General features: G+C 70.4%; 19 protein-coding genes. 15 read left to right on the top strand and 4 right to left on the bottom strand.

The annotated features are described in order from the left end of the window. Positions 1-140: 140 nt before the first annotated feature. The 4 genes from cmk (at position 141) to LY12_RS24225 (ending at position 3979) form a co-directional block, all read left to right on the top strand. A complete protein-coding gene (gene cmk, locus LY12_RS24240; protein WP_253859816.1) occupies positions 141-845 on the top strand; it encodes a (d)CMP kinase in 705 nt (234 codons plus the stop codon). After that, on the top strand, positions 836-1516 hold the full coding sequence (locus tag LY12_RS24235; RefSeq protein WP_372493626.1) for a lysophospholipid acyltransferase family protein: 681 nt from the start codon (positions 836-838) through the stop codon (positions 1514-1516). Before cmk ends, LY12_RS24235 begins: the two co-directional genes overlap by 10 nt. A 2-nt stretch (positions 1517-1518) precedes the next feature. After that, positions 1519-2964 carry a ribosome biogenesis GTPase Der gene (der, locus tag LY12_RS24230; protein WP_253859782.1) on the top strand — a complete coding sequence of 482 codons (1446 nt, stop codon included), beginning with the start codon at positions 1519-1521 and terminating at the stop codon, positions 2962-2964. 112 nt (positions 2965-3076) lie between these two features. Continuing rightward, positions 3077-3979: a proteasome assembly chaperone family protein gene (locus tag LY12_RS24225; protein WP_253859781.1), complete on the top strand. Its 903-nt coding sequence runs from the start codon at positions 3077-3079 to the stop codon at positions 3977-3979. A gap of 39 nt (positions 3980-4018) precedes the next feature. Here LY12_RS24225 and LY12_RS24220 read toward each other — a convergent pair whose 3' ends face one another. Both LY12_RS24220 and LY12_RS24215 read right to left on the bottom strand, forming a co-directional pair. Then, a complete protein-coding gene (locus LY12_RS24220) occupies positions 4019-5293 on the bottom strand; it encodes a benzoate/H(+) symporter BenE family transporter (protein ID WP_253859780.1) in 1275 nt (424 codons plus the stop codon). Positions 5294-5393: 100 nt separating this feature from the next. Further along, positions 5394-5981 carry a TetR/AcrR family transcriptional regulator gene (locus LY12_RS24215; protein ID WP_253859779.1) on the bottom strand — a complete coding sequence of 196 codons (588 nt, stop codon included), beginning with the start codon at positions 5979-5981 and terminating at the stop codon, positions 5394-5396. A gap of 83 nt (positions 5982-6064) precedes the next feature. Here LY12_RS24215 and LY12_RS24210 point away from each other — a divergent pair, with 83 nt between their 5' ends. Next, a complete protein-coding gene (locus tag LY12_RS24210) occupies positions 6065-7429 on the top strand; it encodes an MFS transporter (protein WP_253859778.1) in 1365 nt (454 codons plus the stop codon). A gap of 34 nt (positions 7430-7463) precedes the next feature. Here the strand turns inward: LY12_RS24210 and aztA are convergent, their stop codons facing one another. After that, positions 7464-8279 carry a zinc ABC transporter ATP-binding protein AztA gene (aztA, locus tag LY12_RS24205; protein ID WP_253859777.1) on the bottom strand — a complete coding sequence of 272 codons (816 nt, stop codon included), beginning with the start codon at positions 8277-8279 and terminating at the stop codon, positions 7464-7466. A gap of 66 nt (positions 8280-8345) precedes the next feature. Between aztA and aztB the strand changes: the two genes are divergently transcribed. From aztB to htpG, 5 genes are all read left to right on the top strand, one after another. Continuing rightward, positions 8346-9212: a zinc ABC transporter permease AztB gene (gene aztB / locus LY12_RS24200; protein ID WP_253859776.1), complete on the top strand. Its 867-nt coding sequence runs from the start codon at positions 8346-8348 to the stop codon at positions 9210-9212. 8 nt (positions 9213-9220) lie between these two features. Then, complete coding sequence (locus LY12_RS24195) at positions 9221-10402, top strand: hypothetical protein (protein ID WP_253859775.1); 1182 nt, start codon at positions 9221-9223, stop codon at positions 10400-10402. Then, the gene (aztC, locus tag LY12_RS24190) at positions 10399-11334 is read left to right on the top strand and encodes a zinc ABC transporter substrate-binding protein AztC (protein ID WP_253859774.1); all 936 of its coding nucleotides are present in this window, start codon (positions 10399-10401) and stop codon (positions 11332-11334) included. The genes LY12_RS24195 and aztC overlap by 4 nt, the downstream gene beginning before the upstream one ends. Before the next feature lie 67 nt (positions 11335-11401). Then, positions 11402-12595 (top strand): zinc metallochaperone AztD, encoded by a 1194-nt coding sequence (gene aztD / locus LY12_RS24185; protein ID WP_253859773.1) that lies wholly within the window; start codon positions 11402-11404, stop codon positions 12593-12595. 206 nt (positions 12596-12801) lie between these two features. Continuing rightward, positions 12802-14754, top strand: a complete 1953-nt coding sequence (gene htpG, locus LY12_RS24180) for a molecular chaperone HtpG (RefSeq protein ID WP_253859772.1) — start codon at positions 12802-12804, stop codon at positions 14752-14754. Positions 14755-14851: 97 nt separating this feature from the next. Here the strand turns inward: htpG and LY12_RS24175 are convergent, their stop codons facing one another. Beyond that, positions 14852-16027: an ROK family transcriptional regulator gene (locus LY12_RS24175; RefSeq protein WP_253859771.1), complete on the bottom strand. Its 1176-nt coding sequence runs from the start codon at positions 16025-16027 to the stop codon at positions 14852-14854. Between the two features lie 150 nt (positions 16028-16177). Between LY12_RS24175 and LY12_RS24170 the strand changes: the two genes are divergently transcribed. The 5 genes from LY12_RS24170 to LY12_RS24150 all read left to right on the top strand — a co-directional run bounded on the left by LY12_RS24170 (position 16178) and on the right by LY12_RS24150 (position 22183). After that, a complete protein-coding gene (locus LY12_RS24170; protein WP_253859770.1) occupies positions 16178-17716 on the top strand; it encodes a sugar ABC transporter ATP-binding protein in 1539 nt (512 codons plus the stop codon). A 181-nt stretch (positions 17717-17897) separates the two neighbouring features. Further along, positions 17898-18857, top strand: a complete 960-nt coding sequence (locus LY12_RS24165) for an ABC transporter permease (protein ID WP_253859815.1) — start codon at positions 17898-17900, stop codon at positions 18855-18857. A gap of 55 nt (positions 18858-18912) precedes the next feature. After that, positions 18913-19956 (top strand): substrate-binding domain-containing protein, encoded by a 1044-nt coding sequence (locus LY12_RS24160; protein WP_253859769.1) that lies wholly within the window; start codon positions 18913-18915, stop codon positions 19954-19956. 38 nt (positions 19957-19994) lie between these two features. Continuing rightward, positions 19995-21182 carry a Gfo/Idh/MocA family protein gene (locus tag LY12_RS24155; RefSeq protein WP_253859768.1) on the top strand — a complete coding sequence of 396 codons (1188 nt, stop codon included), beginning with the start codon at positions 19995-19997 and terminating at the stop codon, positions 21180-21182. Then, a complete protein-coding gene (locus LY12_RS24150) occupies positions 21182-22183 on the top strand; it encodes a sugar phosphate isomerase/epimerase family protein (RefSeq protein ID WP_253859767.1) in 1002 nt (333 codons plus the stop codon). The genes LY12_RS24155 and LY12_RS24150 overlap by 1 nt, the downstream gene beginning before the upstream one ends. The last annotated feature ends 68 nt before the right edge of the window (positions 22184-22251 follow it).

Raw genomic sequence — 22251 nt, 5'->3', positions numbered from 1 at the left:
CACGCGGGCGGGACGCGGCGTCGCACGGACCGTGGTGCGCCTGCGAGGGCGGCACGGGCCGGCGCGGGTGACCGGTCCCCACTGGTGCGCGGACGCAAGCGAGTAGCGAGGAGACGTCGGTGACGGGAGCCCTACGCGGCGTGGTCGCCCTCGACGGGCCGTCGGGGACGGGTAAGACCACGGTGGCGCGGAAACTGGCGGCCAAACTGGGCGCCGGGTACCTCGACACGGGTGCGATGTACCGCGTGGTGACACTGGCGGTCCTCGACGCGGGCGTCGACCCGCTGGACGCGGACGCCGTGGCGGCGCTCGCGAGGGCGGTGCGGTGCGAGGTGGCCACCGATCCGGCCACGCCGGGTGCGCGGCTCGACGGCACGGACGTCGGAGAGACGATCCGGACGCCCCGGGTCGACGCCGCTGTCTCGGCCGTGTCCGCCGTGCCGGAGGTGCGCGAGTTGCTGGTGCAGCGGCAGCGGACCCTCATCGAGGAGGTGGCGCGGGAAGCGGGCGGCGTCGTTGTCGACGGCCGCGACATCGGCACCGTCGTGGCGCCGGACGCGCCGTTGAAGGTGTTCCTCACCGCGTCGGCGGAGGTCCGGGCGGCCCGCAGGGGTGCCCAGGACACCGCCGCGGGGAGGGAGACCGACCAGGCCGCCGTGCTGGCGTCGGTGGAACGCCGCGACCGGCTCGACTCGAGCAGGGTGTCCTCGCCGTTGCGGCCGGCCGAGGACGCGGTCGAGTTCGACACGTCCGACCTGTCGATCGAACAGGTGCTCGTGGCACTGACCGAACTGGCGAGCACGCGGGGACTGCTCGACGAGGACGTGGTCGAGCCGTGCCGGTGAGCGGACCGGCGGGATCCGGCGAGTTGCCGGACGGTGCCGTGCCGTGGTTGCACGACCTCGGCCGGACGATCGCCCGTAACCTGTACCGGCCCGCGTACCGCTTGCGAGTCACGGGTATGGAGCGGGTGCCGCGCACCGGCCCTGTGGTGCTCGTGGCCAACCACAGCACGATGATCGAACCGCAGCTGTTGTTCGGTCTGCTTCCGCGGCGATCGGTGTTCCTGGTCAAGGACGAGATGTTCGACGCGACGGCGGGACCGTGGCTGCGGCGGATCGGGCAGGTCCCGGTGACCAGGGGAGCGCCGGACCGGACGGCACTGACGACGGCGACCGGCGTGCTGGCCGGCGGCGGGCTCGTGGGAGTCTTTCCCGAGGGCACTCGCGGCAGGGGCGAGGTGACCTCGGCACATCACGGTGCGGCGTGGCTGGTGCGCAACTCCGGTGCGGTGGTGCAGCCCGTGGCGGTGCGTGGCACGCTGCGCCCGCCGGAACTGCAGCGCAGACGGCTGCGCCCCGCGGTGGACGTCGTCGCGGGGGAACCGTTCACACTGGAGGTCGGCCGCGGCCGCAGCGGGCTGGCCGACGCCACCGAACACATCCGCGGGACGCTCGCCGACCTGGTCTCCCGCGTCGACGCGACCAGGCACAGCGACAGGGAAGAGAAACAGTAGCGATGACCGAAGCAGACGGCACGGCCTCCGGCGAGGTCGACGGCACCTGGTCCGACGAGGCCGAGTTCGCCCGCCTCGACGAGCTGGGGGCCCAGTCGGGAAGCGACGACGGCGGGGTCGTGGGCGCGCAACCCGTGCTGGCCGTGGTCGGCAGGCCGAACGTGGGCAAGTCGACGCTGGTCAACCGGATTCTGGGCCGCCGGGAGGCGGTCGTGCAGGACGTGCCGGGGGTGACGCGCGACCGGGTGGCCTACGACGCCCTGTGGGGCGGCAGGCGGTTCACGCTCGTCGACACCGGCGGCTGGGAACCGGACGCCGACGGCCTGCAGCGTTCGGTGACCGAGCAGGCCGAACTGGCGATGTCCACATCGGATGCGGTGTTGCTCGTGGTCGACGCGACCGTCGGGGCCAGCGCCACGGACGAAGCCGTCGCGAAGGTGTTGCGCCGGTCGAAACGCCCGGTGATCCTGGCGGCGAACAAGGTCGACGACCAGCGGCTGATCGCCGAGACGGCGTCGCTGTGGTCGTTGGGGCTCGGCGAGCCGCATCCGGTGAGCGCACTGCACGGACGCAGCTCCGGCGATCTGCTCGACACGATTCTCGAGGCGCTGCCGGAGGCGCCGCGGGAACGGCGAGCACCGGTCGCGGGCCCGCGGCGGGTGGCGCTGGTCGGCAAGCCCAACGTCGGGAAGTCGAGCCTGCTGAACAAGATCACCGGTGAGCAACGATCCGTTGTGGACGATGTGGCCGGTACGACGGTCGATCCGGTCGACTCGCTCGTGGAACTCGACGGGCAGGACTGGCGGTTCGTCGACACCGCGGGGCTGCGCAAGCGTGTCCAGACGGCCAGTGGCATGGAGTACTACGCGTCGCTGCGGACCAAGACGGCGATCGACGCGGCCGAAGTGGTGATCGTGCTGCTCGACGCGAGCGAGCCACTGTCCGAACAGGACCTGCGGATCATCACGATGGTCTCGGAGGCGGGCCGCGCGCTCGTGCTCGCCTTCAACAAGTGGGACCTGGTCGACGACGACCGCAGGCATCAGCTGGAACGGGAGATCGACCGCGGCCTGGTGCGGGTGCCGTGGGCCGAACGGGTCAACGTGTCGGCCTTGACCGGGCGCGCGGTGCGCAAGCTCGCGCCGGCGCTGCGGACGTCGCTCGCCTCGTGGGATCAGCGGGTCCCGACCGGCCAGCTGAACAGCTGGCTGTCGGATCTGGTCGCGGCGACGCCCCCTCCGGTACGCGGCGGTAAACAGCCGAAGGTGCTTTTCGCGACCCAGGCGGGAATCCGCCCGCCTACTCTGGTGTTGTTCACGACGGGCTTCCTCGAGGCCGGCTACCGCCGGTTCGTTGAGCGCAAGTTCCGGGAGCGGTTCGGGTTCCACGGCTCACCGGTGCGGATCAACGTACGGGTGAGGGAGAAGAAGCCGAAGAAGCAACGGTAGCGACGGGCGCAGTGGGGCGCCGGCAACCACCCATCGCGGCTGGTGCGCGCCCCGCCTCGACACGGCCGGGCGGTGCGGACAGCGACGCGATGGCCGAGGAGGAGGTGGCGACATGGCCGATGCGGACGAGTTGTACGTGGTCGATTCCGACGTGCCGGTGCTCGACGGTGCGGTCCTGCTGTACCACCTGGACGGTTACGTCGACGCGGGCAACGCGGGCGAACTGCTGAGCGAACACCTCACCGAGACGTTCGACGGTCCGGTGGTGGCGCGCTTCGACGTCGACCGGCTCATCGACTACCGGTCGCGCAGGCCGGCGATGACGTGGGACGGCGACGGCTGGGCCGACTACCAGGCGCCGGAGCTGACGGTGCGCCTCCTGCACGACGCGGACGAGACGCCGATGTTGCTGCTCACCGGCCCCGAGCCGGATCGTGAGTGGGAGCTGTTCGCCGAGGCGGTGCGCAGGCTGATCGAGCGGTGGAAGGTCCGGCTGAGCGTGCAGTTCCAGGGGATCCCGATGGGTGTGCCGCACACGCGTCCGCTCGGGGTCACGGCGCACGCGACCCGGACGGAGCTGGTGCGCCAGTTCAGCCCCACGTTCAACCGCGCTCAGGTGCCGGGCAGTGCGGAGGCGCTGCTCGAGTTCCGCCTGGGGCAGGCGGGCCACGACGCGGCGGGGTTCGCCGCGCACGTGCCGCACTACCTGTCGCAGTCGCGCTATCCGGTGGCGGCGCTGACGCTCCTCGACGCCGTGCAGAAGGTCGCGGGCCTGCGGTTGCCGGACGACGCGTTGCGCGAGGCCGCCCGGCGCGCCGAGGTCGAGGTCGAACGCCAGGTCAAGGATTCGGACGAGGCGGCGAGCGTGGTGCACTCGCTCGAGGAGCAGTACGACGCGTTCACGTCGTCGGCCGACAACCTGTTGGTGGGTGACGCCGAGATGCCGACCGGGGACGAGTTGGCGACCGAGTTCGAGCAGTTCCTCGCCCAACAGCCGGGCACCGAGCAGGACTGACGGGGCGCCCGGCGGCGGGCCTCCGGGCACCGGTGCCCGTCAGGCTGTGCGGCGGGTGGTGATGTCGCCGCGTTCCATGAGCGCCGAGACCGCGAGCCCGGCGATCAGTCCCCAGAACGCGGCGCTGATGTTCAGCGGGGCGACGTCGGAAACGGTCACGACGAAGGCGACGAGGGCGCCGAGACTGAACCGGCCGCCGAAGGCGCTCACGAACGCCCCTTGGAGTGCGCGCAGCATGGCGAGGCCGCCGAGGACGGCGATGAACGCCTCCGGGGTGGCCAGCATGAGCTGCACGAACGCCGGTGCGAGCAGGCCGACGAGCATGGCGAGCACGCCGCACACCATGCCCGCGATGTAGTGGCGTTGTCGTCGCCCGGACGCGGTGAGCAGCGCGTTCGTGGGCCCGGTCAGGCACGTGGACACCGCACCGACCGCGGCGGCGGGCAGGGACCACAGGCCGCAGGCCACCGTGGCGACGTTGACCGGCGGTTCGTGACCGGCCTGCTTGAGGACGGCGATGCCCTGCCCGTTCTGCACCACCAGCACGGTGAGGGCCAGCGGAACGACGAGTTCGAGGATCGCCTGCCAGGACCACTGCGGTGCCTGCAGCATCGGCTGGGCCAGCCACGCCGTGTCGCCCGCGGGGTCGAACCGGCCGGAGAGTGCGACGGCCGCGACGCCCGCGAGGAGCGCGCCGAGGATCGGCGGGATGCACTTCCCGAGACCGGTCACCACGCTGAGCAGCAGGAACACGGCCACCATCGGCACGGCGACACCCGGGTCGACGCCGAAGGCGCCGACGAGATCGAGGCCGAACTGCAGGAAGACGCCCGCGACCATCGCCATGACGATCGGCATCGGCAGCGCCGCCATCACGCGACGTACCCAGCCGGTGAGCCCGACGAGCAGGATCAGCAGCGCCGTGACGACGAACGCGCCCAGCACTTCGGCCCACGTGAGGTGATCGAGGGAGTCGCCGACCACGACGGTGCCGGGGATGGTCCAGAAGAACGCGAGCGGCTGGCGGTACAGCCACGATGCGAGCAGGGTCAGCAGGCCGTTGAGGAAGAAGATCCCGAAGATCCACGACGAGAGCTGGGTGGTGGACAGGCCGCCGGAGACCCCGACGGACATGATCACCGCGATGGGTCCCGTGGCGGCGAACACCATGCCGACGAGACCGTTGGTGGCGTATCCCGCACCGACGTCCCGGCGGAGCGTGTGTCTGTTCGGCAGCGGACGGGGAGGGCGTTCGAACCGGTGCGGAGGTGGAGCGGGCGGCGCAGCCGCTCCGTCGCCGTCGGCCGTGGTCATGCGACCCTCCTCGGTCACGTTCGTACGCATACTGAACAGCCGGGCGCACAGCGTACATACCTGCGCGACGTGGCACCAGATGTGCCGGCGAGTGGGGCCGTCACGACGACAGCCGCGGGCGGAGTCGTTCCAGGTAGTCCTCCGTCTGGGATTCGGCGTCCCGCCGGTCGATCCGTCCGGCCATCAGGAGCGTCCCCAGCCCGTGGGCGAGGGCCATGACTTCGAGTGCGAGCAATCGTGCGGAGGTCGCCTCCAGGTGGGTACCGGAGCGGAGAGTGTCGGCGAGGTGGTCGGCGAGACCGTCGAGGTGTCGCTGGTAGGCACGCCCCGCCGCGCCCGGTCGGGTGATCGCGAGGGCCTCGAGGGAGACGCCGACCCGGTGAAAACCCCTGCTCGGCTCGTCCGTGGGCAGGGCCTCGCGGAGAAACTCGCGGATGCGGTCGACGGCCGGGCCGGTGGAATCGGGGTGCGCGGAACGGTTGCGCCACCGCTCGATGCTGCGATCGGCGAGCCGGTCGAGGGTGGCACCGAGCAGGTCGTCCTTGGTCCGGCCGTAGTACTGGACGAGCCGGAGTGACACGCCGGCCTCGGTGGCCACGGCGCGCATGGTCACCGCGTCGACGCCGCCCCGCGCGAGGAGGCGCTCGACCGCGCTCATGATCTCGTCCCTGCGTCGGCTCTCGGGCATCCGCGGCCTTCCTCCCGTTCGGTCTTGATACATTCGTATCATTCGTTGATACAGCTGTATCAGACAAGGTGGTGGATGCTGCGGTGCGGCGACTCGGTCTGTGGACGTCCTGCCTGGCCCAGCTGTCCGTCGTGCTGGACGTCTCCGTGGTGAACATCGCGCTGCCGTCGGTCCAGGCCGAACTCGGTCTCGGCAGGGTCGCGGCATCGTGGGTGGCGATGGCCTACGGCCTCGGCTTCGCCGGGGTGCTGCTGGTCGGCGCGAGGCTGGCCGACGTTGTCGGCACCGCACGGATGCTGGCCTGGGGTGCCGGTGCCTTCGCGCTGGCGGGCACGATCGGCGGCCTCGCCACCGAGGGCTGGGTACTCGTCCTCGCGCGGGCCGCGCAGGGTCTCGCCGCCGCCGTCGTCTCGCCTGCCACCTTCACGCTCCTGACGGTCACGCACGCCGAGGGGCCGGGCCGCACGCGCGCGATCGCGATCTGGACCGGCGTCGGCCTCGCGGGAGGTGGCCTCGGCAACGTCGTCAGCGGGGTGCTCACCGATCTGATCTCGTGGCGGCTCACCCTGCTGATCAACCTGCCCATCGGTGCCGTCGTCGTGGTCGCCGCCGCTGTCCTGCACCGGCGGAGCGTCGACGAACGCCGTGGCGGGCGGATCGGGCTCGCCGGCGCCGGGCTGGCCACCGGCGCCTTCACGGGCGCGGCCTACGCACTGTCGTCGGCGGGCGACCCGGCGGCCGGGATGCTGCCCGCCGTGGCCGGCGGTGGTGCCTGCGTACTGCTGGCACTGCTCGTGGTGCAGCAGCGGCGCAGCCGTCACCCCCTGGTGCCGAGCGCGCTGCTGCGGGACCGGACCATCGTGGCCGGCAACGTCGCGACCGCGCTGACGGCATCCTGTTTCCAGATGGGACTGTGGTTCTTCCTCACCTACCGCATGCAGACCCAGCTCGGGTACACGCCGATTCAGGCCGGTATGGCCTTCGTTCCGCTGATCGTGGCGACGCTCGCCGTCAACCTCTGGGTCGCGCCGCGCCTGATGAGCCGGTACGCCCCGCGGATTCTCGTCGTGGCCGGCGCCGCGATCGCCGTGCCCGGACTGGTCTGGTTCGCGCTGGTGACCCGCGGCCCCTTCGCCGTCTCCTTCCTGGTTCCGAGCGTCGTGATCGGCATCGGCGGGGGACTGTTGAACACGCCGTTGGCCACCGTTGTCACCACCGGCGTCCGAGCAGGCCATGCCGGTGCCGCGTCCGGCCTGATGAACACCTCGAAGCAGTTCGGCGGCGCCGCCGGCCTCGCGGCGGCGTCCACGGCGACCGCCGCGTACGGCACCGACAGGGCCGCCTTCGTCCTGATGACCCTCGCGTTGGTGGCCGCGTCCGCCGTCGTGGCCGGAACTCCCCGGCGTGGCGCCGCGCCGACATCTGTTGCGGCCGGGCACCTCAGGTGAGGACGTGGCAGCGGGTGCCGGTGCCGCGGGTGCATCACCTGCCGCGGTAGCGGTCGAGGCCCCAGGCGTGGTCGACGGCCTCGTGGGTCAGCACGTCGGTGGGACTGCCCTCGGCGAGGACGCGGCCGCCGGTGATCAGGACGCAGTGGTCGGCGCGATCGGCCTCGGCGAGGTCGTGGGTCACGTGGACGGCGGCGGTGCCGTCGCCGGCTGCCTTGCGGAGCGCCGCCGCGATCGTGTCCTGGGCGGCGACGTCCAACCCGGCGGCCGGTTCGTCGAGCAGCAAGACGTCGGAGTGCTGTACGAGTCCTTGCGCGACGAGCGCGCGCTGGCGTTGCCCGCCGGAGAGGGTACTGAGGCGCCGCCGGGCGAGGTGGGCGATACCGAGGTGGCCGAGTGCGTCCTCGACGAGCCGGTGGTCGTCCCGGCGGAGCCTGCGCCACGGTCCGCGGTGGGCCCAGCGGCCCATGCGCACGACGTCCCGCACGGTGACCGGAAGCTGTTCGGGCAGGCCGGAGTGCTGGACGACGAGTGCGGGCCTGGTGGCGGCGGGCATCGTCACGGTGCCGGAGTCGGGCCGGATCACCCCGGCGATCACACCGACCATTGTGGACTTCCCGGCGCCGTTGGGGCCGACGATCGCGGTGACGGCCCCGTGGGGGATGTGTGCGGTCACGCCGTGCAGCACGGGTGTGCCGTCGTAGCCGGCGGAGACGTCGTCGAGGGCGACCCCCGTCGGCGCGCGTGCCGTCGCGCCGGGTTCGGACGGCGACGCAGGGTCCGGTCGGACGTCGGAGTCCGGTGCGCGGCGTCCTCCGGGTGCGGCACCGGTCTCGCTCGTCTGTGTCATGGCTCTCCTCGGGCACTGCGGGTATTTCATTGAAATGAAATTCGTTTTCAGTTTAGGCTACCGCGTGTGGAGTGGTTGATCGCGCCGTTCGAGGTCTCGTTCGTCCAGCGGGCGATGTGGGGAGGGATCCTCGTCTCGGCGATCTGTGCCCTGGCCGGCACGTGGGTCGTCGTGCGCGGCATGGCCTTCCTCGGCGAGGCGATGGCGCACGGCATGTTGCCCGGGGTCGCGGTGGCCTCTCTGACCGGCGGAAACCTGATGCTCGGCGGGGCGTTGAGTGCCGTCGCGATGGCCTGCGGCGTCACCGTGCTCGGCCGGTCACGGCGGTTCACCCAGGACACCGCGATCGGCCTGCTGTTCGTCGCCATGCTCGCCGCAGGCGTCATCATCGTGTCGCAGGCGGACTCGTTCGCGGTGGATCTCACCAGCATCCTCTTCGGCGACGTGCTGGCCGTGCGGTCGCAGGACCTGCTGCAACTCGTCGCGGCACTGGCGCTCGCCGTCGTCGTGTGCGCGGGCGGGCACCGGGCGTTCGTCGCCCTGAGCGTCGACCGGCGCACGGCGACCACCCTCGGCCTTCGCCCGCGCCTGGCACACGGCGCACTGCTGCTGTTGCTGACGCTGGCGATCGTGTCGTCGCTCCACGTCGTCGGCACGCTGCTGGTCGTCGGCCTGCTGGTCGCTCCTCCCGCAGCCGCCATGTTCTGGGCCGACCGGATTCCGCTGGTCATGCTGGGCGCGGTACTGCTCGGCAGTGCGGCGACGATCATCGGACTGCTCGTCTCCTGGCATGCGGGAACCGCCGCGGGCGCCACGATCGCGCTCGTCGCCGTGGCGCTGTTCGGCCTCTCCGCATCGTTCTCCCGGATGCGCCCGCGCCGCAGCGCGGAGCGCGCCGTTCCCCCCGAATCCGCTCCGGAAAGGACACCGTGACACGGCACGTGACAACAACAGCGATCCGGCCGCGAGCCGCGACCGCGCTCACCACAGTCCTCTGTGGAATAACGCTGGCCGCCTGCGGCGGGAACGCCGAGACCGCCCGGCCGCAGGACTCCACCACGCCCCACGGCTACGTCGAAGGCGCCGAGGAGGCCACCGAACCCCAACTGCGGCTGGTGGCCGCCGAGGGCGACGGGCGGGGCGTGCGGGTCGTCGACCTGCTGACCGAGGACGTGACCGACCTGCCGGGTGGTGACAGGGTGACCGGCGCCGTCACCGACGGCCGGTTCGCCTTCCTCTCCGGCGGCGGCCGGACGCGGGTGGTCGACAGCGGCGCCTGGACCGTCGAACACGGCGACCACAACCACTACTACCGCACGCGGCCCGGAGGCGCGGGCGTCGTCGACGGCACGGTCACGGGGGCGTGGTCGGACAGCGACGTCACCGCGCTGGCCCGCGAGGACGGCACCACGGTGGTGCTCGACCGGGAGAAGCTCGAAGCGGGCGAGATCGACGAGCGCGAGACGATCGACGGCCTCGCCGTGCCGTTCGAACAGCACCTCGTGGTGGCCGGCGGTGACGGTCTCGCGGTACGGGAACGCGACGGCGGCCGGGTCGGCGACATCGACGCGACGTGCGGCGACCCCACCCGCGCGGCTGTGACCACCCGTGGCGTCGTGTTCGGTTGCGACGACGGCGCCGTGCTGGTCGGGGAGGACGACGGTGAGTTCACCGGCGAACACGTCCCGTACCCCGAGGGCGGCCCCGAGGCCGGGGCGTTCCACCAGCGGCCGGGCTCGGAGACCGTCGGTGCCGTCGCGGGCAAGCAGGGCGCGTGGAGCCTCGACACCGGTGAGGGCACCTGGACGCTCGCCGAGAGCGGACCTGCCGCCGCCGTGACGGCCACCGGAGCCGACGGACCGTTGCTGGTGCTGACCGAGGACGGCGTGTTGCACGCCTACGACGCGGAGACCGGTGAGGAGACCGCGACGGCGCCACTGCTCGACCGCGGGGCCGACGGCGTACCCGACGGGGTCACGATCACGGCCGACACGAACCGCGCCTACGTCAACGATCCCGCCACCTCGACGGTGCACGAGATCGACTACCACGACGACCTGCGCGTCGCCCGCACGTTCGACCTCGACGTCACGCCGTCGCAGCTCGTGGAGGCCGGTCGATGAGCGCGGGGCGCAGAGGCCGGCTCGCGGCCGTGCTGACCTCGCTGCTGTCGGTGGGCGCACTGGCGCTGGGCGGCTGTTCGGCCGCGGGTGCGGGCGACGGCGGCATCGTGGTGACGACCAACATCCTCGGTGACGTCACGCGTGAGATCGCGGGCGACGAGGCCGACGTGACGGTGCTCATGCAGCCCGGTGCCGATCCGCACTCGTTCGCGATCTCGGCCAGGGAGTCGGCCATCGTGGAACAGGCCGGCCTGCTCGTCCACAACGGACTCGGGCTGGAAGAGGGAGTGCAGCGCAACGTCGACGCAGCGGTCGAGGCGGGTGTCCCCGCGACGGCAGTGGCCGAGCAGGTCGAACCCGTCCGTTTCTCCGGTGGCGAATCCGGCGGCGAGGCCGATCCGCATTTCTGGACCGATCCGCAGCGGATGCGCACCGCCGTGGAACACATCCGCGACCGCATCGTGTCCGATGTGGACGGCGTCGACGAACAGGCGGTCCGGGACAACGCGGCCGCGTACCTGGCGAAGCTGGACGAACTGGACGGGTGGATGAACGGGCAGTTCGACCGTATCCCCGACGGGCAGCGCACGCTGGTCACGAACCACCACGTCTTCGGATACCTCGCGCAGCGGTACGACTTCACCGTGCTGGGAGCGGTGATCCCCAGCGGTACGACACTCGCCTCACCCAGCGCTTCGGACCTCGAAGACCTGGCAGGCACGGTGCGTGAGGCCGGGGTGCGGGCGATCTTCGCGGATTCGTCGCAGCCGGACCGGCTCGCGCAGGTGCTCGCCGACCGTGCCGGCGTCGACGTGCAGGTGCGGTCGTTGTACTCGGAATCGCTCACCGGTTCCGACGGGGGCGCACCGACCTACCTCGCCATGATGCGCGCCAACACCGAGGCCATCGTCGACGGCCTCACCGGCGCATGACCCTGCGCGGCGCATCGAGCGGCGCCGCGGCCACGAACCCCGGTTTTTCACACCAGAAGGAGAGAAGATGAGGAACACGGCCCGGACCAGGAGAATCGCCGCGGCGTCGGCGGCGGCCGCGATGTTCGCGGTGAGCGCCTGCGGCACGGACCAGCAAGCGGGCCAAGGCGGGGGAGCCGGCGGTCAGCAGAGCGGCGGCGGCGACATCGCCGAGCCCGTGGTCACCACCTACGACGGGGGTATCTACGTCCTCGACGGCGAGACGCTCGAGGTGAAGGCCGACATCCCGCTGGAGGGGTTCAACCGGATCAACCCCGCGGGCGACGACCGGCACGTCATGGTGTCCACATCGGAGGGTTTCCAGGTGCTCGACGCGGTGGGCGGGCAGCTCACCGACGTCACGTTCGGCGGGGCCGAACCCGGCCACGTCGTCCGGCACGCGGGCCGCACGGTCCTGTTCACCGACGGCACGGGGCAGGTGCGCAGCTTCGACCCGCACGACCTCGGCGACGGCAAGCCGTCGACGGAGGAGTACACGACCGAGGAACCGCACCACGGCGTGGCGGTCGAACTCGACAACGGCGGCATGCTCGTCACGCTCGGCAACGAGGAGGAACGCAACGGCATCGCGATCCTCGACGAGTCCCGTTCCGAGGTCACGCGCAACGAGAACTGCCCCGGGGTGCACGGCGAGTCGGCGGCCCAGGGCGGGGCCATCGCGGTCGGCTGTGAGGACGGCGTGCTGATCTACCGTGACGGGAAGATCACGAAGGTGGACAGCCCGACCGACTACGGCCGGATCGGCAACCAGGCGGGATCGCCGGAGTCGCCGATCCTCCTCGGCGACTACAAGAAGGACGAGGACGCCGAACTGGAGCGGCCGGAGCAGATCTCGCTCGTCGACACGGAGAACGCGAAGCTCCAGCGGGTCGACCTGCCCTCGAGTTACACCTTCCGCTCGCTCGCGCGGGGCCCGGAGGGCGAGGCGCTGGTGCTCGGCACGGACGGCAAGATCCACGTCGTCGACCCCGACAGCGGTGAGCTGACCGAGTCGATCCCCGTCCTCGACGAGGAATGGTCCGAGCCGCTCGAGTGGCAGGAACCGCGGCCTGCGATCTTCGTCAGGGGCGGCACCGCGTACGTGTCGGACCCGGAGGAGAAACAGCTCCACGCCGTGGACCTCGAATCCGGTGAGACGACCGCGACGGCCGACCTGGAGGCCGCCCCGAACGAGCTGAGCGGGGTGGTGCACGCGCACTGACGGTGCGCCGACCTCCGCCCTTCCCCGGGAGGGGCCTCGCGCGGAACCCGGCGGGCACCGACCGCCGGGTTCCGCTGTGTCGGTTCCGTCGCGTGGGAAGACCAGGGGCGTCGTCGGTGCGATTCCCCCGTCGGTGATGATGGAGGCGGCACATTCGCCAACGTCACATCACGAGTCATGTCATCACCCAAGGGGGTCCATCGCCGATGGCGGAGCAGGCAGTGGAGTCGGAGCAGGCCGAGACGCACGAGTTCCAGGCCGAGGCGCGGCAGCTGCTGCGACTGATGGTGCATTCGATCTATTCGGACAAGGACGTGTTCCTGCGGGAGCTGCTGTCCAACGCGTCGGACGCGCTGGACAAGGTGCGGCTCGAGTCGATGGTCGACAAGGATCTGGAGGTCGACACCGACGACCTGCACATCCAGCTGGAACGCGACCCGGCCGCGCGGACGCTGACCGTGCGCGACAACGGCATCGGGATGTCGCGCGACGAGGTCGTCGGCCTCATCGGCACGATCGCCCGGTCCGGCACGGCCGAGTTGCTCGAGAAACTCAAGTCCGCCCAGGAGGCGCAGGGCAGCGACCTCATCGGGCAGTTCGGTGTCGGCTTCTACTCGGCGTTCATGGTCGCCGACAAGGTCACGGTCGTGACCCGCAAGGCGGGCGAGACCGTCGGCACCCGGTGGGAGTCCGAGGGCGAGGCGACCTACACGATCGCCGACGTGCCCGACGCCCCGCAGGGCACCGCCGTGACCCTGCACCTCAAGCCCGTCGACACCGACGACGGCATGCACGACTACACCGACACCGGCGTGCTGCGGCGGATCGTCACCCGCTACTCGGACTTCCTGGCCTGGCCGATCCGCATGGAGGTCGAGCGGGTCCAGCAGAGCGAGGACGGCGAGTCCGAGGAGACCGTCGTCGAGCCGGAGACGCTCAACTCGATGAAGGCGCTGTGGGCCCGGCCGCGCAGCGAGGTCACCGACGCCGAGTACAACGAGTTCTACAAGCACATCAGCCACGACTGGGCGGACCCGCTCGAGACGATGCGGCTGCACGCCGAGGGCACGTTCGAGTACCAGGCGCTGCTGTTCCTGCCCTCGCGTGCGCCGATGGACCTGTTCACCCGCGAGGCGAAGCGCGGCGTGCAGCTCTACGTCAAGCGCGTGTTCATCATGGACGACTGCGAAGAGCTGATGCCCGAGTACCTGCGCTTCGTCAAGGGCGTCGTCGACGCGCAGGACCTGTCGCTGAACGTCTCGCGGGAGATCCTGCAGCAGGACCGGCAGATCCGCGCGATGCGGCGCAGGCTCGCCAAGAAGGTGCTGTCCACCGTGGCCGGTCTGGTCAAGTCCGAGGAGTCCGAGGACAGGGACAAGTACCGCACGTTCTGGAGCCAGTTCGGCACGTGCGTGAAGGAAGGGCTGGTCACCGACCCGGACAGCAGGCAGGACATCCTCGAGATCGCCTCGTTCGACTCGACCCGCTCGGCCGACGAGCAGACCACTCTCGCCGAGTACGTCGAGCGCATGCCCGAGGGCCAGGAACACATCTACTACCTGACCGGCAAATCCCGCGAGATGGTGGAGAAGTCGCCGCACATGGAGGCCTTCACCAGCAAGGGTGTCGAGGTGCTGATCCTCACCGACCAGGTCGACGAGATGTGGGTCGACTCGGGTGCCGAGTTCCAGGGCAAGACGTTCCGGTCGATCGCCAAGGGCGAGGTCGACCTCGACGGCAACGACGAGGCCGACGACTCGGCCGACGAGGCCACGAAGGAGCAGTTCGCGGGCCTGCTGGAGTGGCTGCGCGAGACTCTCTCGGACGAGGTCAAGGACGTGCGCCTGTCGTCGCGGCTGACGACCTCGCCCGCCTGCATCGTCGGCGACGAGGGCGACTTGAGCCCGGAACTGGTCCGCATCTACCGCCAGTTGGGTCAGCCGCTGCCGGACGTCAAGCGCATCCTGGAGATCAACCCGGAGCATGCGCTCGTGACCGGGCTGCGCGAGTCGCACGCGAAGAACGCCGACGACCCGTCGTTGCCAGAGGTGGCGCAGCTGCTGTACGGCACCACCCTGCTGGCCGAAGGGGAGGAGCTGCCGGACCCGCACAAGTTCGCGCAGCTGCTCGCGGGCAGGCTGGCCTCCGGGCTCGGCTGACCGCGGCCGCGGCCGAACACCGTACGCACCGCACGAAGGGCGGGCCGGGGACTTCCCGGCCCGCCCTTCCGACGAGGGTGCCCGTGCGCCGCGGCGCTCACTGCGTGAGCAGCGACTCCACCTGGCCGGCTGCGAGGGCATGATCGATCACCATGAACGCCGCACCGGATACGCCGGCCTCGTCGCCGGAGTGCAACGGCACGATGCGCAGATTCTGCGTCGCCAGCGGTAGGGAACGTTGGTAGACGGCTTCCCGTACTCCGGCGATCAGGTGTTCGCCCGCCAGCGAGAGCGCGCCGCCGACCGCGAGTACGGACGGGTTGAACAGGCTGACCGCCGTCGCGAGTACCTCTCCGATGTCGCGGCCGGCTTGCCGGATGTGCTGCAACGCGGGCACGGAGCCGTTGCGGGCCAGCGTGACGACGTCGGCGCTGTTCGTCGCGGGGACACCCGCCTCGGTCAGCTTCGCGGCGATCGCCGCACCGCTGGCGACGGCTTCCAGGCATCCGACATTGCCACAGCGGCAGCGGACGTCGGTGTCGTGCGGCACCCGGACGTGCCCCATGTCGCCTGCCGCACCCTGCGATCCCCGGTGCAGCCGGCCGTAGCTGATCAGGCCGCTGCCGATGCCGGTGGCGACCTTCACGAAGATCATGTGGTCGTACTCCGCCCAGTGGGCGCGGTACTCGCCGAGCGCCATGATGTTGACGTCGTTGTCCACCAATGTCGGCGCGCCGAGCTCCGCGCGCACGAACGCGGGGACGTCGAACCCGTCCCAGCCGGGCATGATCGGCGGATTGGTCGGCTTCCCCGACAGGTGCTCGACCGGCCCGGGAAGTCCGATGCCGACGCCGAGCAAATCGCATTCGTCCCGCCCGGCCTGGGTGAGCAGCGCGCGCCCGCGGTCGCACACTTCCCGGAGCACGATCTCGGGGCCCGCGGCGATGTCGAGCACCTTGTCCTCCTCCACCAGTACGCCGCCCGCGAGGTCGGTGACCGCGAGCTTGGCGTGTGTCGCGCCGATGTCGGCGGCGAGCACCACCCTGGCCGCCGGGTTGAAGGCGACCGTCGTCGGTGGACGGCCGCCGGTGGAGTTGGCCTTGTCGCTGAACTTCAGCAGACCTGAGCTGAGCAGGGTGTCGATGCGCTCGGCGACGGTCGAGCGCGCCAGGCCGGTCTCGGCGGACAACTCGGCGCGGGTGCGTGGCCGCCCGTCGCGCAGGAACTGGAACAGCGCCGCCGTGCCTGCCGGTGACAGCTCGCCCCGAGTCATGTGATCGCCTTCCTTCCCCTCAGCAGCAGAATGCGCTACTTCGACACTAGAACACCCCCGACTTCTCACGTCGGACATACGGCCATTTGGATGTAAATCAGTGAACTTCTGATTGACGGTCATGCAAAAGTGCGCCTAGAGTCCACCGTCATGAGCTCAAGGGAGAGCGAGATCACAGCCGAGGTGGGGCAGGAACCCCTGCTGCGGATGAGCGGCATCGTCAAGCACTTTCCCGGTGTGAAAGCGCTGGACGGCATCGACCTCGAGGTGCGGGCGGGCGACGTTCATTGCCTGCTGGGTCAGAACGGCGCAGGTAAGTCGACGTTGATCAAGGTGCTCGCCGGGGCGCACCAGCCGGACGGCGGCACGATCCGCTGGCAGGGCGAAGACATCCGCATCGTCAACCCGCAGGCCGCGATCGACCACGGGATCGCCACGATCTACCAGGAGCTCGACCTGGTCGACGGGCTGACCGTGGCGGAGAACATCTACCTCGGGCACGAGCGCGCGCGATGGGGAGTCGTCGCGCGCACCGACGCGAACCGCTCAGCTGCTGAGCTGTTGCGTCGTCTCGGTCATCCCGAGGTGGCCCCCGATGTCGAGGTGGGGCGACTGCCGGCGGCGGGAAAGCAGATCGTGAGCATGGCCCGTGCGCTGTCGCACGAGGCGGAGCTGATCGTGATGGACGAGCCGTCCGCCGTGCTGGACCAGGAAGAGGTCGCACGGCTGTTCGGCGTGATCCGCGAGCTGGCGGCGCAGGGTGTGGCGATCGTCTACATCTCGCACCGGCTGGAGGAGATCCGCGAGATCGGCGACCGCGTCACGGTGCTCAAGGACGGGCGTACCGCCGCCACCGGACTCGCGGCGGCGGAGACGCCGACGTCGGAGATCATCCGGCTGATGACCGGCCGGTCGATCGAGTACGTCTTCCCGGAGCGGCCGGAGCGGCAGCTGGGCGACACCGTGCTCGAGGTGTCGGGGCTGAGCAGGCCGGGGGAGTTCCACGACGTGTCGTTCACCGTGGCCGCCGGGGAGGTCGTCGGCCTCGCGGGGCTGGTCGGCTCCGGCCGCTCGGAGATCCTGGAGACGATCTACGGCGCGCGCAAAGCCCAGGAGGGCACGGTGTCCGTCGCAGGACGCCGGTTGCGCGCGGGCCGGGTCGGCGCCGCGGTGGCCGCGGGCGTCGGTCTGTGCCCCGAGGAACGCAAGAGTCAGGCACTCGTGCTGCACGAGTCGGTGGCGCGCAACATCTCGCTCGCCAGTCTCGGCCGCTTCGCCCGAGGCGGTTTCGTCAAGCGTCGTGACGAGCGGCGAGCGGCCGACGACCAGGTTCGCGCTCTTGATGTGCGGCCGGCTGACGTGGAGCGGCACGCGGGCACGCTCTCCGGCGGTAATCAGCAGAAGGTCGTGCTGGCGCGCTGGCTGCTGCGGCAGTGCCGGGTGCTGGCGTTGGACGAACCGACACGCGGTGTCGACGTCGGCGCGCGGTCGGAGATCTACGCGCTGATCAGGGACCTGGCGGCCGGCGGCATCGCGGTCGTCGTCGTCTCCAGCGAGATCGAGGAGGTGATCGGGCTGTCCGACCGGGTCCTGGTGATCTCCGACGGCGCCCTGCTCCACGACGGTCCCGCCGATGAGATCGACGAGCACCAGGTGCTCGACATGGTGATGGAAGGAGACGCGGCATGAGGACGGTTCACAGGTCCGAATCGTCGGGCGCCATGCCGCCCCGGGCCGAATTGCCCGGGGCCGAGTTGCCGGTGCAACGCACGTGGCGAGGGAGGGCGGCATGACGACCGCGTCCGACGAGAGAACCGGCGCCGGCACGCCCGGCGGGCACACCGAAGGGCCGTTGAGCCGGGTCACCGCGATGTTCTCCGGTCCTGCCGGGCGCAACCTGGGTCTGGTGTTTGCGCTGCTGCTGCTGTGCATCGTCGGTGTGATCACCGCGGGCGATCGGTTCGTCAGCTTCGACAACATGATGACGATCCTGCGTCTCGCGTCGGTGATCGGCGTGGTGAGCGTCGGTATGACGTTCGTGATCACCGGCGGCGGTATCGACCTGTCGGTCGGTGCGATCGTGGCGCTGTCGTCGGTGTGGGCGTCGACCCTCGCCACGCAGACGCTCGCCGAGGACACCCACTGGATCGTCATGGTCACCACGGCGTTGCTGGTCGGTGGGGGCTGCGGCCTCGTGAACGGGATACTCATCGCCTACGGCAGGATGGCCGCGTTCATCGTGACGCTGGCGATGATGGCCGGGGCGCGCGGTCTCGCGGAGATCATCGCGCAGAAGCGCACGCAGGTCGTCACGGTCAGCGACTTCGTCGACGTCATCGGCGGCAGGGTGTTCGGCATCCCGGTGCTCGTCATCATCTTCGCGGTGGTCGCCGTCGCGGGCTGGATTCTGCTCAACCGCACCACCTTCGGCCGCCGGACCCTCGCCGTCGGCGGCAACCCGGAGGCCGCGCGGCTGGCGGGCATCAACGTCAAGCGCCACACCACGCTGCTGTACGTCCTCGTCGGTGTCGCCTGTGGACTCGCGGCGGTGATGCTGCTGGCGCGCACCACGGCGGGCACGTCGACGCACGGCATGCTCATGGAGCTCGACGCCATCGCGGCCGTCGTCATCGGCGGGACGCTGCTGTCCGGTGGTCGCGGCACCATCGTCGGCACCGTCTTCGGTGTGCTGATCTTCACCACGCTCACCAACGTCTTCACGCTCAACAACCTCGACACGTCCACCCAGGCCGTCGCGAAGGGCGTGATCATCGTCGTCGCGGTGCTGCTCCAACAGCGCGTCGCGGCCCGCAACGGCTCCCCGCCGTGAACCGCGCGACTCCCTACGCGAAACCCAACCGGAACCCACTCCCGAGGAGAGAACCATGCCGCACCGCAGCAGCAGACTCCTTCGTGCCACCGGCGCCGTCGCGGCGCTCGCCCTGCTCTCCACCGCCTGTACGAGCAACGAACCGGCGTCGCAGGAGACCAACACCGATCCGAGGGCGGTCAGCTCGAACGACGACCCCGGCAAGGAAGTCGTCATCGGATTCTCCGGCCCGGAGGCGGACCACGGCTGGCTGGGTGCGATCAACTCGACCGCCGTCGCCGAGGGCAAGAAGTACGAGGACGTCACGCTCCGGGTCGCGGAAGGCACCGACGACCCGAGCGTGCAGATCAGCCACATCGAGACGTTCATCAACGACGGCGTCGACGCGATCGTGCTGCTGCCGACGGACGGCGCGGCGCTGACCAAGGTCGCCACGCAGGCGATGGACGCGGGCATCCCGGTCGTCAACGTCGACCGCGAGTTCTCCAGTGAGTTCGCCGCCCGCACCACGATCCTCGGTGACAACTACGGCATGGGCGTCTCGGCCGGCACCTACGCCTGCAACCTGGTCAAGGAGAACGACCTCGGCGGCGACGCGGTCGTGACCGAGATCGCGGGCACCGACTCGCTGCCACTGACCCAGGACCGCTCCGCCGGGTTCAAGGACGCACTGAAGGAGTGCGACCAGAACGTCGACCACCGGGTCGCGGCGGATTTCACCGTGCAGTCCGGTGAGCAGGCGGCATCCAACCTGCTGCAGGCCGTGCCGGAGATCGACATCATCTGGAACCACGACGACGACCAGGGCGTGGGTGTCAAGGCCGCGTTCGACAACGCCAGCCGTGACGAGTTCTTCTTCATCGGTGGTGCCGGCTCGAAGAACGCGATGCGCTGGATCCAGCAGGGCGAGATGGAAGCCACCGTGCTCTACCCGCCGACACAGGCCGCCGACGGTGTCCGCCTCGCGCGGCTGCTCGCCCAGGACAAGGGCATGTCCGACCTGGTGCAGCACGAGGTGCCGCGCCGGATCGTGCTGAACGCGCCCGTCGTCACGAAGGAGAACGTCGAGGAGTACCTCCCGCTCGGGTTCGAGTCCTGAGATCGCACCACACCCACGAACCGCCCCAGGGAGGGCTGATGACGCACGCGGACAGCGCACCGATCGGGATCGGCATGATCGGCTACGCCTTCATGGGGATGGCGCATTCCCAGGGGTGGCGGGGCGCCAAGAGCTTCTTCGACCCGAAGCTCGAACCACGGCTGGTCGCGCTCGGCGGGCGCGACCGCGCCAAGGCCGAGGAGATGGCCCGCCGGTTCGACTGGCAGAGCGTGGAAACCGATTGGCGCGCACTGATCGCGAGGGAGGATGTCGGCCTCGTCGACATCTGCACCCCCGGTGACACGCACGCCGAGATCGCGATCGCCGCGCTCGCGGCGGGCAAGCACGTGCTCTGCGAGAAGCCGCTCGCCAACTCGGTCGACGAAGCCGAGCAGATGGCCAAGGCCGCCGAACAGGCCCACGCCGAGGGCGTCCGGGCGATGGTCGGATTCACGTACCGGCGCGTTCCCGCACTCGCGCTTGCCAGAAAACTCGTGCGCGACGGCCGGATCGGCGCGCTGCGCCACGTCAGGGCGCAGTACCTGCAGGACTGGCTCACCGACCCGGCCGCGCCGTACTCCTGGCGGCTCGACGCCACCAGGGCGGGCTCCGGCGCGCTCGGTGACATCGGCGCTCACGTGATCGACCTGACCCAGTTCCTCACCGATGAGCACATCACCGGGGTCAGCGCCGCGCTGGACACCTTCGTCACCGAACGCCCGCGACCCGACGGGGACGGCACCGGGCAGGTCACCGTGGACGATGTGGCGGTGTTCCTCGGCCGGTTCAGCGGCGGCGCGATGGCCACCTTCGAGGCCACCCGCTACGCCGCAGGCCGCAAGAACGCCATTCGCATCGAGCTGAACGGGACCGAGGGCAGCCTCGCGTTCGACTTCGAGGACATGAACACCCTGTGGTTCTACGACGCCTCGGCGCCGGCGGAGACGCAGGGCTTCACCCGGATCCTCGTCACCGAGCCGACGCACCCGTACCTGGGTGCGTGGTGGCCGCCCGGCCACCTGCTCGGCTACGAACACGGCTTCTCGCACCAGGCCGCCGATCTGCTCACCGCCATCGCGGACGGCACCGACCCCGAGCCGTCGTTCGCCGACGGGCTGCGGGTACAGCGGGTGGTCGCCGCGGTACAGGCCAGTGCGGCGGCCGGCAGTCAGTGGGTCGCCGTGGATGAATCGAAGGCAGCAGGCACGACGAGAGAGGTGGCGTGATGGCACGACCGGTCACTCTGTTCACCGGGCAGTGGGCGGACCTGCCGTTCGAGGAGGTCGCGAAGCTGGCCTCGGAGTGGGGCTACGACGGACTGGAGATCGCCTGCTGGGGTGATCATCTCGACGTCTGGCGCGCGGTGGAGGACGAGTCGTATCTCCGGTCCAGGTTGGACATCCTGGACAAGTACGGGCTCGGCGTGTGGGCGATCTCCAACCACCTCAAGGGACAGGCGGTCTGCGACGACCCGATCGACGCGCGCCACAAGGCGATCCTGCCCGAGCGGATCTGGGGCGACGGCGAGCCGGAGGGAATCCGGCAACGTGCGGCCGAGGAGATGAAACACACCGCGCGGGTCGCCGCCCGGCTCGGCGTGAACACCGTCGTCGGCTTCACGGGTTCGGCGAGCTGGAAGTACGTGGCGATGTTCCCGCCGGTACCCGCCGAGCTGATCGAGGCCGGATATCAGGACTTCGCCGACCGGTGGAACCCGATCATGGACGTCTTCGAGGCAGAGGGCGTGCGGTTCGCGCTCGAGGTGCACCCGTCGGAGATCGCCTACGACTACTGGTCCACCGTGGCCACCCTCGACGCGATCGGGCGCCGGGAGTCGTTCGGCCTGAACTGGGATCCGAGCCACATGGTGTGGCAGGACATCGACCCCGCCGGGTTCCTCGTCGACTTCGCGGACCGGATCTTCCACGTCGACTGCAAGGACACCAAGCGCAACACCGGAAACGGCCGCAACGGCAGGCTCGGCTCGCACCTGCCGTGGGGGGATCCCCGGCGTGGCTGGGATTTCGTGTCCACCGGACGCGGCGACGTGCCGTGGGAGGCGTGTTTCCGCGTGCTGAACTCCATCGGCTACGACGGTCCGATCTCGATCGAGTGGGAGGACGCGGGCATGGACCGGCTGCGGGGCGCTCCCGAGTCGCTGCGCTACGTGCGCGAGCAGCTGTTCGACCCGCCGGACGCCGCGTTCGACGCGGCGTTCAGTTCCTGAACCTCGACACCGCCGCGCGCCTCGCCTCGCGTGCGGCTGCACCCAATCCTGACGTCTCCAACGAAGTA

This window comes from Prauserella alba, assembly GCF_024171735.1.
Taxonomy (GTDB): Bacteria; Actinomycetota; Actinomycetes; order Mycobacteriales; family Pseudonocardiaceae; genus Prauserella; species Prauserella alba.
The sequence above is the reverse complement of the archived record's forward strand: the minus strand, read 5'-3'. Positions and strand labels throughout refer to the sequence as shown.